The 14,231-nt window shown below is 70.2% G+C and carries 14 protein-coding genes; 9 read left to right on the top strand and 5 right to left on the bottom strand.

Features of this window, described 5'->3' with window-relative positions:
* The first annotated feature begins 27 nt into the window (after nt 1-27).
* From ACVWNX_RS16730 to ACVWNX_RS16715, 4 genes are read left to right on the top strand one after another with little or no spacing between them, the layout of a single operon-like run.
* A complete protein-coding gene (locus tag ACVWNX_RS16730) occupies nt 28-1,188 on the top strand; it encodes a glycosyltransferase family protein (protein WP_454407873.1) in 1,161 nt (386 codons plus the stop codon).
* A complete protein-coding gene (locus tag ACVWNX_RS16725) occupies nt 1,185-1,889 on the top strand; it encodes a hypothetical protein (RefSeq protein WP_454407872.1) in 705 nt (234 codons plus the stop codon). Before ACVWNX_RS16730 ends, ACVWNX_RS16725 begins: the two co-directional genes overlap by 4 nt.
* Entirely contained in the window at nt 1,886-3,121 is a 1,236-nt protein-coding gene (locus ACVWNX_RS16720; RefSeq protein WP_454407871.1) for a hypothetical protein, read from the top strand. The genes ACVWNX_RS16725 and ACVWNX_RS16720 overlap by 4 nt, the downstream gene beginning before the upstream one ends.
* Nucleotides 3,118-4,014 (top strand): glycosyltransferase family protein, encoded by an 897-nt coding sequence (locus tag ACVWNX_RS16715; protein WP_454407870.1) that lies wholly within the window; start codon nt 3,118-3,120, stop codon nt 4,012-4,014. Before ACVWNX_RS16720 ends, ACVWNX_RS16715 begins: the two co-directional genes overlap by 4 nt.
* Here ACVWNX_RS16715 and ACVWNX_RS16710 read toward each other — a convergent pair.
* Nucleotides 3,972-4,472: an AAA family ATPase gene (locus ACVWNX_RS16710; RefSeq protein ID WP_454407869.1), complete on the bottom strand. Its 501-nt coding sequence runs from the start codon at nt 4,470-4,472 to the stop codon at nt 3,972-3,974. The two genes, ACVWNX_RS16715 and ACVWNX_RS16710, sit on opposite strands and share 43 nt — an antisense overlap.
* A gap of 101 nt (nt 4,473-4,573) precedes the next feature.
* Here ACVWNX_RS16710 and ACVWNX_RS16705 point away from each other — a divergent pair, with 101 nt between their 5' ends.
* The 3 genes from ACVWNX_RS16705 to ACVWNX_RS16695 all read left to right on the top strand — a co-directional run bounded on the left by ACVWNX_RS16705 (nt 4,574) and on the right by ACVWNX_RS16695 (nt 7,070).
* On the top strand, nt 4,574-5,491 hold the full coding sequence (locus ACVWNX_RS16705; RefSeq protein ID WP_454407868.1) for an FkbM family methyltransferase: 918 nt from the start codon (nt 4,574-4,576) through the stop codon (nt 5,489-5,491).
* 191 nt (nt 5,492-5,682) lie between these two features.
* Complete coding sequence (locus ACVWNX_RS16700) at nt 5,683-6,105, top strand: NUDIX domain-containing protein (RefSeq protein ID WP_454407867.1); 423 nt, start codon at nt 5,683-5,685, stop codon at nt 6,103-6,105.
* Nucleotides 6,106-6,167: 62 nt separating this feature from the next.
* Complete coding sequence (locus tag ACVWNX_RS16695) at nt 6,168-7,070, top strand: LLM class flavin-dependent oxidoreductase (RefSeq protein WP_454407866.1); 903 nt, start codon at nt 6,168-6,170, stop codon at nt 7,068-7,070.
* 63 nt (nt 7,071-7,133) lie between these two features.
* Here ACVWNX_RS16695 and ACVWNX_RS16690 read toward each other — a convergent pair whose 3' ends face one another.
* Nucleotides 7,134-7,547, bottom strand: a complete 414-nt coding sequence (locus ACVWNX_RS16690; RefSeq protein ID WP_454407865.1) for an SHOCT domain-containing protein — start codon at nt 7,545-7,547, stop codon at nt 7,134-7,136.
* A 167-nt stretch (nt 7,548-7,714) separates the two neighbouring features.
* On the opposite strand from ACVWNX_RS16690, the gene ACVWNX_RS16685 reads away from it, so the two are divergent.
* Nucleotides 7,715-8,740, top strand: coding sequence for a CHAT domain-containing protein (locus ACVWNX_RS16685; RefSeq protein ID WP_454407864.1), 1,026 nt, complete (start codon nt 7,715-7,717; stop codon nt 8,738-8,740).
* A gap of 45 nt (nt 8,741-8,785) precedes the next feature.
* Here the strand turns inward: ACVWNX_RS16685 and ACVWNX_RS16680 are convergent, their stop codons facing one another.
* Entirely contained in the window at nt 8,786-9,073 is a 288-nt protein-coding gene (locus ACVWNX_RS16680) for an LLM class flavin-dependent oxidoreductase (RefSeq protein WP_454407863.1), read from the bottom strand.
* Between the two features lie 355 nt (nt 9,074-9,428).
* Between ACVWNX_RS16680 and ACVWNX_RS16675 the strand changes: the two genes are divergently transcribed.
* Nucleotides 9,429-10,766: a serine hydrolase domain-containing protein gene (locus ACVWNX_RS16675; protein WP_454407862.1), complete on the top strand. Its 1,338-nt coding sequence runs from the start codon at nt 9,429-9,431 to the stop codon at nt 10,764-10,766.
* A gap of 121 nt (nt 10,767-10,887) precedes the next feature.
* Here the strand turns inward: ACVWNX_RS16675 and ACVWNX_RS16670 are convergent, their stop codons facing one another.
* Complete coding sequence (locus ACVWNX_RS16670; protein ID WP_454407861.1) at nt 10,888-11,436, bottom strand: RNA 2'-phosphotransferase; 549 nt, start codon at nt 11,434-11,436, stop codon at nt 10,888-10,890.
* Between the two features lie 351 nt (nt 11,437-11,787).
* Nucleotides 11,788-13,809 carry an SDR family oxidoreductase gene (locus ACVWNX_RS16665; protein ID WP_454407860.1) on the bottom strand — a complete coding sequence of 674 codons (2,022 nt, stop codon included), beginning with the start codon at nt 13,807-13,809 and terminating at the stop codon, nt 11,788-11,790.
* Between the last annotated feature and the right edge of the window lie 422 nt (nt 13,810-14,231).

Genomic DNA, 14,231 nt, shown 5'->3' with positions numbered 1-14,231 from the left:
GGGCCCAGACGAGGAGGGTCCCCCGCGATGCGCGTGCTGTATCTGCTCAACGTCTCCAACTCCAGCCAGCTGTCCGCCGACTCCGGCTTTATCTTCGCCGACCTGCTCGCCCCGGCCCTGACCGACGCCGGAGCCGAGGTGACCATGGCGTCCCCGGTCCCCACCGGGGACGCCCGCGTGCACTTCGCGCCCACCATCTCGCCGTCCACCAAGTACCGGGCCCGCTTCGATCCGGGCATGGACGCCCTGGTCACCCTGATCCGCGACCGGCGGCCCGAGGTGGTGGTGGCCAACCAGATCGAGGCCGCCCCCGCGATCCGGGCCGCGCTCCTGGAAGCCGGGGTGGACGCGCCGATCGTCGGCTACTGCCATTACCTGCCGTTCTCCTTCACCAACACCGACACCGGAGCCCTGGAGCTGGACCCCTCGATGAACGACCGGGGTCTGGGCCGCAGCGTGCTGCTGGCCTTCGCCGCCGGCCTCGCGGCCTGCGACCGTGTCCTGGTCCATTCCTCCACCGCCGCTTCCTGGACCGCCGCGGCAGCCGCCCGCACCGGCGTCGACCTCGGCGACATGCTGCACATCGTCCCCGCCCCCAGGGACACACGGCTGGTGCGCGACCCGGCCGACATCACCCCGCCCGAAGGCAGGGCCACCGGCATCTACAACCACCGCCTGTACAGGCACTACGGCACCGCCCGTTTCACCCGGCTCGCCCGCCGTCTCGTCGCCGACGCCCCGGTGCGGCTCACGGTGATGGACCTGCTCGGCACCCGCAGCCCCGAGCGCGTCCGCCTCGACCCCAGCCCCGAACGACACTTGGAGGAGTTGGCGACCACGGACGGCGTCACCATCGCCTCCGACCGCGGCGACCGCATCCGCTACCGCAACCTGCTGGCCGATGTCCACTTCGGCATCGCCCCTTTCCGTCCCGGCTGCCCCTGGTCCATGTCGGTGATCGACTGCCAGGCGATGGGCCTGCCCGTGATCGGCCCCCGCATCGGCTGGCTGACCGAGCACATCGACCACGAGCTGCTGTTCGACACCGATGAGCAGGCCGTCCAGCTTGCCGAGCGCCTCGCCACGGACGCCGAGTTCTACCTGGTGCACGCCAAGCGCGCGTACGCCTCCACCGCGGACCTCACACCCGCCGTGGTGGCCGCCCGCTACCTGGAGGCGATCAAGTGACCGGCTTCGACGCCGTCCAGCTCTCCTACGACGAACCGCTGGCCGGCTCCCTGCACACCCGCCTCGCCCGAGTGCTGGGCGGCACCGTCAAACGCCTTCACGGAGTCCGTGGGATGCGACGCGCCTACCGGCTCACCGCCGAGATGGTCGACTCCGAGACGTTCTTTCTCGCCGACGGCGACTTCGCCATCGACCCCGAGTTCCCCACCGCCACGGTAGAGCCGCTTTCCGACGGGGTGGCGATGCGGGTCTGGCAGGCGGTCAATCCTGTCAACGGCCTGACCTACGGCTACGGCGGGCTCAAGCTGATCCGCCGTTCGGCGCTGAGGGAGATGGGCCAGGCCGTCGACGTGCTGGCCGCGCTACCCGGTCGGGTCGAGTTCTGCCCCCAGTCCGCCGGAATCACCCGGTTCAACCAGACTCCGTTCCACACGTGGAAGGCGGGCTTCCGCGAGTGCGCGATGCTCGCGCGCGGCAGCGAGTACGGCATGACCGACGCCTCCGCCCAGGAACGCATCGCCGCATGGACGACCAGCCGCGACGGCGAGTTCGCCGCCTACGCGGCGGCCGGCGCCCGCGACGGACTCGGCTTCGCCAAGGCCGTAGCCCGCGACCCCCAACGCTTCGAGGCGCTCAACGACCCGCCCTGGCTGCACCAGCACTTCACCACGCTGTACGGCGAGCAGGCGGTCACGGGATGAACACCGCCCCCGAGCCGCTGGTGCTGATCGAGCCGTACGCGCACCGGGTCGGCGGACACCACCAGCGGACTCTGGCGGCGCTCGCCGCCGCGCGACCGGACAGTCTCGTCATCGCCCCGGGCGACCCGAGCGAGGACCTGGGCCCGCTGGTGCGGGCCGGTACCCGGGTCGCCGTCGGTCCTGCCGGGCCCGCGGCGAAGGTTCTTCTGGCCGCCGCGCGGGCGGCAGCACGGGTCTCCGCAGTCGGCCAGCGGGCCTTCGCCTCCCGGTGCTGGCCAGAGGCGGTCCGAAGGTTTCCACACCAGGTCGCCCTCCTCGCCCGGTGCATGACCGAGGCCGCCTGTCTTCGCACCGCGCGCCGTCTCACCCGGCATGCGTCGGCAGTGGTGATCCTCAGTGCGAGCGAGGCACTGCACGGCGCCGCCGCCCTGCTCGGTGGCACCCCGCACCTGCGGTTCATCCACGAGGTGGTCACCACCGAAGACCGTCCCGTCCGGTGGCTGGGTCGGCTCGCCCGCGCGGGCGAGAAGCGGGTGATCGCGCTGTACCCGACCATCACCGTCCGCGACCAGGTCGCACCGGCCTTCCCCCGCCTTCCCGGTGAGGTGCGGACCTTCGCGGTCGACGACGGCCGTCCGCTGACCGATGCCGAGCGCGACGGAGCCCGCGCCGCCTTCGCGATCCCCGCCGACGCGAAGGCGGTGTGCGTGGTCGGCGGCTGGTGGCCGTACAAGGACATCCTCACCATCGACGCCGCCCTCGGCCGCCTCACCACCCCACTGCACGTCCTGGTGTGCGGCACCCCACTGGACGACGCCGTCCTGACACGTTGGCGCCAGCTCCCCAACGTCCGGCTCCACACCGTGGCCGGTCCGGTCGACGACCAGGTCCTGCGGCTCGTCTACGCCGCCGCCGACGCGGCCCTCGTCGCCCGCAAGCCCGGCGTGGGCAAGGAATCAGGACTGGTCATGGACGCCGTACGTCTCGCCGTCCCGCTGATCGTCTCCGCACACGACCCCGAGCTGACCGCCCGGCTCACCGGGGAGCCGTGGGCCCGGCTCTTCCCTCCGGGCGATCCGAACACCCTCGCCAAGACGCTGGACCAGCTCGCGACCGACGCGCCCACCCGCCCGGAACCTTCGGCGCGCGGAGTCCTGGCCATGCACTCGGCGGCCGAGCAGGCCGCCTTTCTGACCCACACCTACACCCGTCTGGCCAAGGAGCGCCGATGAAGACGCCCGTCCCTCCCGCCCTGGTAGCGGTGGTCGGCCCGGTCGAACCGGCCCTGCTGGCCGCCTGGACCGCCCACTACCGCCGACTCGGCGTCGAGCGGTTCCACCTTGCCTTCCACTTCCCCGACCACGTCCACGACGCCTGGCAGAACCAGCTTCTCGCGGTCAGTCGCGACCTCGGCATCGTCCCCGTCCGGATCAGCACCGGGCCGTGGCACGAGCACACCAACACCCAGCTCCGTGACTCGTTGCGCGAGCGGGCGGGGACCGGCTGGCACCTGATCGCCGACTCCGACGAGTTCCAGGCCCACCCCGCCCCGCTCACCGAGATGATCGCCGAGGCCGAGGCCGCCAAGCAGAAGGTGATCGGCGGGCTGATGCTCGACCGAGCCACGAACGACGGCCGCTTGGCCTTGTGGCGCCCGGAAACCGGACTGGACCGCGCCTTCCCGCTCGGCGGGCACCTCACCCACCGACTCCTCAAGGGCGACCCCCGCAAGATCGTCCTCGCCCACTCCTCGGTGACTGTGACGTCCGGAAACCACCGGGCTCCGGGCCACAAGCCCGCCCTGGACAGGCTCGCGTGCGTGCACCACTTCAAGTGGCGCTCGGGCGTCCTGGACGACCTGCGCCGACGGGTCGACCGGTTTACCTCCAGGGAGTGGGCCGAGCACACCCCGGCCGTCCGTAGCGAGGCGTCCCGCTTGTTGCAGCACATCGACCGTCACCACGGTCGCATCGACGTCGCCGATCCCCGTCTGGCCTTCCGCCACGTCACCCTTGATCGCCTGCCGGACGGCTGGGCCGCCGAAGCCGCCAAGATCGCCACCACCTGGCGCCCGCACACGCCTCAGAGCCAGTCCGGCTCCACGATCTCCTCGCCCTCGCCATGAGGTGTCTCGAAGCGGGCGAAGAAGTCCTCCAGGGCCTCCGGCGTCACGACGAGCGCGTTGGCGTCCTCCCGGTCGTTGCGCTCCGCCAGTCTGCGTAGCAGCTCGTCCCGTTCCACCGGGAAGTACAGCAGCCGCCACCGCGCGCCGGCTGACTCCACCAGCTCCTTCATCGCGTCGCGGTCCTTACGCGGCCACAGCCCGTGGTCCCAGACCACGTCCCGGCCCTCGGCGACCAGCTCGGCAAGCCGCTCGTGCAGCTCGGCAACGACCGGGGCCTCCTTCTCGAAGTAGGTGTTCTCCGGGTAGGCCACGCCGTACCGACCGTGCCGCTCGAAAACCACCTCGTCCACCGACAGCCGCACAGCGCCCTCGGGCTCCAGCTTCCGCTGGGCGTAGGTGGTCTTCCCCGAACCGGTGAGCCCCACCAACAAGAACACCACCGGAGTGCGCTCGGCCACCGCCAACTCCCCTCAACACCAACAGCGTTCCTTGGCCAGTCTGCCACCGCCGACCAGCTCAAGGCCCCATTCCTCAGCACCACCACCCCGAAGGAGCCGCCGTGTCCGTCTCCGCACTCGCCCGCATGCTGCGGGCCTACGTCCGCTACGCCCCCGGCGCCGTGGGCAAGGCCCGGCTCGTCGGCAGCTTCCTGGACGAACACCTGCGCACCCGCCCCGTCCGCACCACCGTCCGGCTGCGGTCCGGCGACAGGGTCGGTGTCATCACCAGCGACGTCATACAGCGCTACCAGTACCTGTTCGGCGAGTGGGAGCCGAACCTGAGCGCCTTCCTGCGCGACCGGCTCCGCCCCGGGGACACCTTCATCGACGTCGGAGCCCACCGCGGCGCCTTCAGCCTCTTGGCCTCTCACGCCGTCGGCTCCCACGGCCGAGTCGTCGCGATCGAGCCCTCCCCGCAGTTTCACGACGACCTGACTACCGCCACCACCGCCAACCACCGCACCAACATCCGAGCCGTCCGCTCCGCCGCCTCCGACACCCACGGCATCCTGACCCTGTACCTGGAGGACCCCGCCAACCTCGGTCACACCACCGCCGTTCGGCCCTGCCACTTCCACACTGCCTTCGACGTGCCGACCGCACCCCTGACCGACCTGATCAGCGGAGCAGAGCTCGCCACCACCCGGATCATCAAGATCGACGTCGAAGGTGCCGAGGCAGCAGCCATCCGAGGGCTGTTGCCCGCGCTCTCACAGCTGCGCGATGACGCGGAACTCGTCATGGAAGTCACCCCCAGGCTGCTGACCAAGCAGGGTGAGAGCGCCGCCGACATCATCGACACCCTGCGTGGGCACGGCTTCCACGCGTACACGCTCACCAACGACTACGACCCGGCCAGCTATCCCCGGGCCATGCACCGACCGCAGCCGCCCATTCGATGCGTCACGGTCCCCGAGGAAATGACCGACCTGGTGTTTTCGCGCACCGATGCGCACCATCTCGCATCTGGGCGCTGAACAGCTCCCGCACGCGTCGAAGAAGGTCGTTGACGCCAGACGCCCGCAAGTCCCCGAAGCCTTCGAGCGCATTTACGAGGAGTGGACACGGTGATCAGCAACAGCGTGATGAACAGTCGCAATGCGGTCTGCGTGATCGTCCACGACAAGGACACCGAAACGGTCGCATCCCTGCTCTACGGGGCCCGCAGTTGGTCCCCGCAACCGGTCTGGACCCTCCCGGCGGCAAGGCCGAACCCGGCGAACCCCTCGACGAAGCCGCCGCCCGCGAACTCAAGGAGGAGACCGGCCTGCTCGTCGACCCGGCTGACCTCTCACTCGTCCATGTCGTTCACGTCGAACAGGGCTGGGACCGGGCTGGGCAGTTCGTGCTCTTCGCCTTCGCCACCGACACATGGACCGGCGAACTGACCAACACCGAACCGGACAAACACCTGGCGGTCCGGTGGGTCGCGGCCGAGCGCCTCCCCGAGCCCGCGTTCCTGACCGCCGTGCAAGCCCTTGCTGCGTACAGGGCCGGCGGCCCGTCCTTTTCCCGCTACGGATGGCCGACCGCCACCGCAAAGCGAGCGGGCTCCCTGGGCGGTCTGCCCGACACATGGCACCGTGCCTGATCAGTAGGGACTCGCCTACGTCGAGCCACGACCAGGGCCGCGCTCGACGTAGGCTCACCAGCATGAGCCTGCGCCTGAGCACCGTGATCCTTTCTGTCGACCGCTGGCACGAGGCAGGCCGCGCGAAGTGGCAGCGCGCCGAGGAGCTCGGCTTCCACACCGCGTACACGTACGACCACCTCTCTTGGCGGACCTTCCGCGACGGCCCCTGGTTCGGCGCCTTGCCCACACTCACCGCCGCCGCCACGGCGACAGACCGCCTGCGCCTGGGCACCCTCGTCACGTCGCCTAATTTCAGGCACCCAGTGACGCTCGCCAAGGAACTGATGTCGCTGGACGATGTCTCGGGCGGTCGGGTCACCCTCGGCATCGGCGCGGGAGGAAGCGGCTTCGACGCCACCGCGCTCGGCCAGGAGGCGTGGACGCCCCGGGAGCGGGCGGACCGGTTCGGGGAGTTCCTGCCGCTGCTGGACCGGCTGCTCACCGAGCGGGAGGTGGACGTCGAGGGTACTTTCTACTCGGCATCGGAGTACCGCAATGTCCCCGGCTGCGTACAGCGGCCCCGGCTGCCGTTCGCGGTGGCTGCGACCGGTCCGCGCGGGATGCGGCTGGCCGCACGGTACGGGCAGGCGTGGGTGACGACCGGCGATCCGAAGCTGTACGACGAGGGCACCCCCGAACAGTCGGTGGAGGCGCTGCGCGGCCAGGTCGAGAAGCTCGGCGAGGCTTGCGCCGAGCTCGGCCGGGACGCAGCCGAGCTCGACAAGATCCTGCTGCACGGCTTCACCCCGGACCGGAACCGCCCTCTGGAGTCGGTCGACGCCTTCGTCGACTTCGCCGGGCGCCACCGCGACCTCGGATTCACCGAGATCGTGATCCACTGGCCGATCCCCGACTCGGATTTCGCCACGAACGATGCTGTCTTCGAAAAAATCTCCACGGAGGCAGTTAGACAGCTGGGATGACGTACTTCTTTAAGCGATTCACCAGCTCTTCTGGGTACAGATGTGACGGATCACGTCAACACCTCAGCGATTATCCCGAAGGATGCGCGCCTTGGCTTCGGAAAATTCCTGATCGGTCAAGTGGCCGGCGACGTGAAGTGATGCCAGCTTGGTGAGTTCATCAGAGATGCCACCTGCGACTTCGCTAGCTGTCGATTGTCCATCAACCTGAACCTGTGGCTGCGCTCTACGGAAGCGCTGAAGGAACTTATTCACTGTTTCTTTGATGCGGTCATCTGCTCCGGTTGTCTGCACGAGAAACTGAACCGTAGCGACAGTTAGACCCGCAGCGCCCAATGCATCGCGTGTCTGCTGTGGCGGCCGGTAGTCAACCTCACATTGCCCCTCTTCTCTAAGCATCTGCGCGAGAACTCCGGCAAGAGTCGGCGGCCCCTGATACGTGATCCGCGTAGTTCGCGATGCGTTTCTGTCGTTCATGGCTAAATCCTCCTCAGGTTGCCTTCAATTAGTCAAGAGTCCACTCGAAACCCCGCGAACCTCGATGTGCCCCGACTGAGGTTCAAGTCGACTGTCGCCAGAGGGTGTAGCGATGTCAGTGGCCCCCCCCGTAACGTGGCCCTAGGCAACGTCGAGAGGCTACGAACATGCAGGCGAGCTCCTATCGCAGTCAGCTGGAGCGCAAGAACAAGGCCCGTGCTGACGCGGACAAGAAGGTCGGCGAGTACCGCCGCAAAGAGGCCGACAAGCGTGCCGCTGCCACGAAGTCGCGGGCTGCAGCAGCGAAAACTAGGAGTGCCAGCACGGCAAAGAGGAAGCTCCGTGAAGCCAGCAGACACGAGAGCCAGGCTAACGCCGCTGCCGACGAGGCTGCTTCATGGAGCACCAGATCGGCAAAGCTCGGCAAGGAGGTAGCTGCCCTGCAGGCGAGGCTGGCGAAGGCGGAGGAAGCGGAGAGGGAAGCAGCTGCGCACCGCTCAGCGGCCGCGCACAGAGCGATTGACAGTCGCCTGGGTGCGACGGAGCAACAGGTGGAAACCGTGCTCAAGGAGCTGAGGGCACCGAAGCCGGAGAAACTGCGGGTATTGATGTTGGGTGCCTCGCCAGCGGGGGACCTCCGCGTAAACCGTGAACAGGCAGAGATCCGGAGCGGTGTGGAGAGAGCGCTGCACCGCGACCTCGTAGAGCTGGACGTGCACCCGGCCGCAACGACGGAGCATCTCCTTGATGGGCTGACCAAGTTCCGACCCCACGTGGTGCACTTCTCGGGGCACAGTGAAGCGGACCTGCTCGTGTTCGAGGAGGATCGCGACGAACTGCACGGAGGGGCAGAGGTGTCCGCCGAAGCCTTCGCCAAGGCCATCGCGGCTCCCGATGAACCGCCCGTGCTTGTCGTTCTGAACTCGTGTCACTCCGCTTCCCACCTCAAGCGTCTGACCGAGTTGGTGCCTTTCGCGATCGGGATGGCAGACGCGATCCCCGACAAGGAGGCGCTCAAGTACGCCGCTCGCTTCTACGCCACCGTTGCCAACGGCCAGTCGATCCAAGCCGCCCACGAATTTGGACGAGTAGCCATCGCGGTCGCCGGCCTGCCAAGCAGCGATCTGCCGACTTTGGAAAGCGCTCCTGGGTTCGACCCAAGAGCTGCGTTCCTTGTCAAGCCACCTCAGTAGCTACAGAACCGTCCCTTGCCTACCGAAAGACGGCATTGCCGCAGGTCAGCTCGCGATAGGTGAAAAAGGCTTGACTGAGGTGACGAGGGTGCCCAGGCGCATCCGTTCGGTGACGGTCGCGGCGGCCGTCAGCGTGGGCACGGTGCCGAACCAGGGGCCGTTCCGGAAGGTCCGCCACGACAGGTGGTCGTAGGTGTACGCGGTGTGGAAGCCGAGTTCCTCGGCCCGCTGCCAGGTCTTCTGCCCTTCGGCCCACCGGTGGATGGGGAGGATCACGGTGCTCAAGCGCATGGGGCCGACCCTACGCGTGCCTCGCCGCCCGCTGACCCGCATCGGGCGGACGAGGTCAGGTGAGGGGGGTGACCGGTTCCTGACGTTCAGCCCTCCATGAAGGACGTGTTCCGGTCGTGGCGCGACGGTTTTCCGCCGTTCTGGTGGGCGGCCGGGTGGCGTCGTCCGACCTCCGTCCGCCATGGGGGCCCTGCCCACCAGCGGTTTCACTCCACTGTGCTGACTACCCGTCAAGCGAATACATCGCGCCACGCGGCGATCCGGGCTATGGCCCCGGACGGCCTTCCGTGCAGCAGCATGGCTCCGGGACCGGCCCGGGCGGTCACGGCTCGTCCGGTCCCGTTCCGACCGACACGGCCACAGGGCCCGTCCACAGGACGGGAGACGGGGAGAGACGATGCACCGACGCACGGCCACGGGAGCCATCGCACTGGGTTCGGCGCTGCTGAGCCTGGGCGCGGTGGTGCCCGCGCAGGCGGCCCACGGGACGACCGGCGGCAGCACCACCGAGCGGACCGCCGCGACCGGGACGCCCGCCGAACGGGCGGCGGGCGCGCCCACCGCCACCACTCCGGACACCGAGGCCCTGCGCGCGGTGCTCCGCAAGGCGCTGACCCAGGGCGCGCCCGGCGCGATGGCGCGGATCGACGACGGCGGCGCCACCCACCGGATCGCCGAGGGCCTCGCCGACCGGGACACGCTGCGCCCGCTCAGCACCGCCGACCGGTTCCGGGTCGGCAGCGTCTCCAAGACCTTCACCACCGTGGTGGTGCTGCAACTGGTGGCCGAGGGCGCGCTCGAACTCGACACCCCGGTCAACCACTACCTCCCCGAGCTCCTGCCCGACGACCGCATCACGGTGCGCCACCTCCTCAACCACCGCAGCGGACTGTGGGACTACACCAACGACCTGTTCCAGCGGACGGTCCCCGGCTTCGAGGCGGTCCGCGAGCGGGTCTTCACCCCCCGGGAACTGGTCGGTCTGTCCCTGACCCGGACCCCGTCCCCGGCGCCGGGCACCGCGTACTCGTACTCGAACACCAACTTCGTGGTCGCCGGGATGCTCATCGAGGAGGTCACCGGCGCTTCGGTCGGCCGGGCGTACCGGTCCCGGATCATCGAGCCGCTCGACCTGGAGAACACCACCTACGTGCACCCCGAGACGGGCATCCCCGGACGGCACGCGCGCGGGTACCTCACCCCGGACGAGGCGGGCGCCCCGCTGGTGGACTCGACCCGGCAGACCGCCTCCTGGGCGCAGGCCGCGGGCGCGGTGATCTCCAACACCGGTGACCTCAACCGCTTCTTCAAGGCGCTGCTCGGCGGACGGCTGCTGCCCGAGGCCCAGCTGACGGAGATGCTGCGGTGGTCGCCCACCAACGCGGCGGGCACCCAGTTCTACGGGCTCGGGCTGCGCCGCCGTGACCTGTCGTGCGGGGTCTCGGTGTACGGGCACACCGGCACCGTGCAGGGCTACTACACGTACGCGTTCACCTCCCGGGACGGCAAGCGCAGCGTCAGCGCCCTGGCCAACACGTCCAACAACGGGACCGTGCTGACGACGATGGCCGGGGTCCTGGACGCGACCTTCTGCGGCACCGGTACGGGCACGGGCGCCGCCGGGGCCAAGGCGAACGGGGCGGACGGGGCGCGGGGCGCCGCCCCGGCGCCGTCCGCGCGGACCGGTTCCGAGGCCGTGTACGAGGACATCGCCCCCGGGGTCGCCCGGCGCTGAGCGGCCCACGGGCAACGGTGATCGGTGAATGGTGAGGGGTCCGGCCGTCGGTCGGGCCCTTCGCCGTTCGCCCCTGTCGGGTCGTCCGCGTCTTTGCCCCAGCAGGGGTGGCGCGGGACCCTCAGCGCGGATCGGGGAAGCACAGATAGTCCGGGGGTACGGACCGCGTCAGCCACACCCCGTTGCCGCTGACGCGGAACTCGTGACCGTCCCGGTGCAGCTCGCCCGCCCGGACGCCGAGCACCACGGGGCGTCCGCGTCGCGCCCCCACCCTGGTCGCCGTCTCGCGGTCGGGGGACAGGTGCACGTCGTGCCGGGCCATCGGCCGGAGCCCCTCCGCGCGGATCGCCGGAAGGTGGGCGGCGACCGTACCGTGGTAGAGGTGCGCGGGCGGGGGCGCGGGGGTGAGACCCAGGTCCACTTCGACCGTGTGGCCCTGCTGGGCCCGGATGCGGTCGCCCTCGACCGAGAACCTCCGTTTGTCGTTGACGGCGACGACGTGGTCGAGTTCGGCGCGGGTGATCGGGAAGCGGTTGGCCGCCGCCGCGGTGAGCAGTTCGTCGATCCCCGTCCAGCCGCCCGGGTCGAGGGTCAGTCCGATGCGCTCGGGCCGGTGGCGCAGATGCTTCGACAGGTACTTCGACACCTTCACGGTGCGTCTCGCGTCCATCGCCTCAGCGTGCCCGGCGCCGGTACATCCCCGCACATGATTTTGGGTTCAGAGGTTTGATCCACAGTCAAGTTGCGTTATCCACAGGTAGTTGGGCTGTTCTGTGGATAACTACTCTTTCTTTCATGGCCATTTGGGTGATTTGCTTTATTTTTTGGTGTTTTGGGGTTTTGGTTTCAATGTCCTTTTGTGGGGGTGGAGTTCGCGGTGGGGAAGGGTGCGCTCGCGGGCGGGACTGTGGAAGGGGAGGGGAGGCTGGAGATTAGTGACGGAGTGTCAAATGGTTTGGAGGGTACGGTGATGGACGGGTTCGCTGGAGCAACCGCATGGTGGGGTGTGTGTGTTAGTCGGTCAGATGCTCCAGCCTTTCCGGGCCAGGGTGCGTAGGACGCCCGGAGCGAACCTGGACAACAGGCGTACCGCGTGGGCCTCGGGAGCCACTTGGACCACCGCGCGGTCCTGGACCACCGCCCGCAGCACCGTGGCGGCCACCTTCTCGGGCGGGTAGTCGCGCAGCCGGTACAGCCGGGTCGCCTTCCGGCGGAGCTTTTCCTCCTCCTCCGGCGTGGTTCCGGCGAACCGGGTCGTCCCGGTGATGCCGGTGCGGACGATCCCCGGACAGACCGCCGTGACCCCGACGCCCCGCCCCGCCAGTTCCGCGCGGAGGCTCCCGCTGAGCGCCAGCACCGCGGCCTTGGTCGTGCCGTACGCGGGCAGGGAGCGGGACGGCAGATAGGCGGCGGCCGAGGCGATGTTGACGATGTGGCCGCCCTGGCCGCGCTCGGCCATCCGCGCGCCGAAGAGACGGCAGCCGTGGATCACGCCCCACAGGTTGACGTCCAGCACGCGCCGCCACTCCTCGGGGGTCGTGTCCAGGAAGGCCCCGGACAGACCGACCCCCGCGTTGTTCACCAGGACGTCCACCACGCCGTGTTCGGCGGTGACCTTCTCGGCGAGCCGCTCCATGGCGTGTTCGTCGGTGACGTCGACGGTCTCGCTCCAGGCTCCACGGGCCCCCGCCGCCAGTGCCTCCCCGGCGGTGCGGGCGGCCGTCTCCCCGTCCCGGTCGACGACCACCACCCGCGCGCCCGCGCCTGCGAACGCGAGGGCGGTGGACCGTCCGATGCCGCTGCCCGCCCCCGTGACCAACACCAGCCGCCCGGCGAACCGTTCGCCGTACCGCGCGGCCGTCCCCGCGGCCCGCGCGGACGGCCGGGGTCCCCACGCGGATGGCTGCGGGGCCCCCGTGGACGGTGTGCGGGGGCGGGCGGTGGCTTCTCCGGCCGCGCTCCCCATGGTGCCTCCGGCGGTTCCTTCGGCCGCGCCCGAGCTTTCGCCCGTGTCCTCGGCGGCGCCCTCAACAGTGCCTCCGACCGTGCTTTCCGACGTGTTCCCGGGCGGGTTCCCCGCCGTGTTTCCGGTCGGGTCCTCGGTACGGGCCATGGTGGGGGTCTCCTCCGGGTGCGCGTGTCCGTGGTCGTTCGCGAAGTCCGCGATCCAGGTCGACAGGGGGTCGGGGTGGGTCCGGGGGATCCAGTGCCCGGCGTCGATCACCCGGCGGGTCAGCCCGGGTGCCCACCGCTCCAGGTCGTCGTAGAGCGCGGGGTGGAGGAACCCGTCCCGTAGCGGTACGACGAGCTGGACGGGGACGTGCGCGTACGCGTCGGGGCGGGGGGAGCGGACCCGGGCGCGGACGTTGTCCCGGTACAGCCACGCGCCCCGCGCGCCGTCCGAGGGCGCCGAACGGGCCGGGTGGGCACCGGGCGGCACCCGCTCGGCCCGCGCGAGGTACCGGGGCCACCAGCGGCCGACCGGGCCGAGCCACACCCGTTCCGCGAGGCCCGGCACCTGGAGCGCCGCCACGTACCAGGACCGGACCGACTGCCGGAGCAGTTGCGCCGTCCCCCGTGGGGTCGGGCGGCTCCTGCGGCGCGCGGCCCAGTGCCCGAAGTGGTCGAGGGACGGACCCGACACCGAGGTGAAGGAGGCGATCCGGCCCCGGGTCCGGGCCACCGTCACGAACTCCCAGGACTGCACGGACCCCCAGTCGTGCCCCACCAGGTGCACCGGCCGGTCCGGGCTGACCGCGTCCACGACGGCGAGGAAGTCGTCCGTCAGCCTCTCCAGCGTGAAGCCGCCGTCCAGCGGGTGAGGGGCCGTGGAACCGCCGTGCCCGCGCACGTCGTAGCGCACCACGTGGAAGCCGTGGCGGTCGGCGAGCCGTTCGGCGACCTCCGCCCACACCTCCTTCGAGTCGGGGTAGCCGTGCACGAGCACCACCGTGGGCCGCCGGGGGTCACCCGACCCGCTCACGCACAACTCCACCCCGTCCGCCGTTCGTACCCGGCGTTCGCGGGTCTCTTCCGGATCCATCCGTCCGTCCACCGTCCCCCGCTGTCCTTCGTGCTCGTACCCGGCCCGTACCCGCGCCGGTACCGGGCCCGTACCCGCGCCGGTACCCGTGCCCGTGCTCGAGCGCGCGTCCCGGTCCGGAGGCCCGGAGCCCGTGAGGCGTCGCCCGTCGGCTCACCGTCCGTCACCGAACGGCCCGTTCCGTGTTCGGAACGTGACGCTCTCGACTGTCGCCCGACCCGGCCGACCGCGTCAAGGCCACCCCGTCCGCCTGTGGATAACCCGCCCGCCCCGCGCCCTCCACTCCGTGCCCGGAGCCCCGGTGTCCGGCCCCGGCGTCCGCCGCGACCGCCCGCCGTGCCGCCCGCCGCGCCGCCCGCCGTCCGGCGGGGCGGCATGGCACCTGAGGACGACCCCTACGGGGCCGTAATACTGAGGTCTGA

Source organism: Streptomyces sp. JNUCC 64 (assembly GCF_054484115.1).
Note: the sequence above shows the minus strand (reverse complement) of the source record. Positions and strands in the feature narration are given on the sequence as shown.

Excerpts from the sequence above, each read along its gene's own strand:
- ACVWNX_RS16720 (WP_454407871.1), top strand. The coding sequence starts at position 1,886 with ATGAACACCGCCCCCGAGCCGCTGGTGCTGATCGAGCCGTACGCGCAC.
- ACVWNX_RS16685 (WP_454407864.1), top strand. The coding sequence starts at position 7,715 with ATGCAGGCGAGCTCCTATCGCAGTCAGCTGGAGCGCAAGAACAAGGCC.
- ACVWNX_RS16730 (WP_454407873.1), top strand. The coding sequence starts at position 28 with ATGCGCGTGCTGTATCTGCTCAACGTCTCCAACTCCAGCCAGCTGTCC.
- ACVWNX_RS16695 (WP_454407866.1), top strand. The coding sequence starts at position 6,168 with ATGAGCCTGCGCCTGAGCACCGTGATCCTTTCTGTCGACCGCTGGCAC.
- ACVWNX_RS16690 (WP_454407865.1), bottom strand. The coding sequence starts at position 7,547 with ATGAACGACAGAAACGCATCGCGAACTACGCGGATCACGTATCAGGGG.
- ACVWNX_RS16670 (WP_454407861.1), bottom strand. The coding sequence starts at position 11,436 with ATGGACGCGAGACGCACCGTGAAGGTGTCGAAGTACCTGTCGAAGCAT.
- ACVWNX_RS16680 (WP_454407863.1), bottom strand. The coding sequence starts at position 9,073 with ATGCGGGTCAGCGGGCGGCGAGGCACGCGTAGGGTCGGCCCCATGCGC.
- ACVWNX_RS16665 (WP_454407860.1), bottom strand. The coding sequence starts at position 13,809 with ATGGATCCGGAAGAGACCCGCGAACGCCGGGTACGAACGGCGGACGGG.
- ACVWNX_RS16675 (WP_454407862.1), top strand. The coding sequence starts at position 9,429 with ATGCACCGACGCACGGCCACGGGAGCCATCGCACTGGGTTCGGCGCTG.
- ACVWNX_RS16715 (WP_454407870.1), top strand. The coding sequence starts at position 3,118 with ATGAAGACGCCCGTCCCTCCCGCCCTGGTAGCGGTGGTCGGCCCGGTC.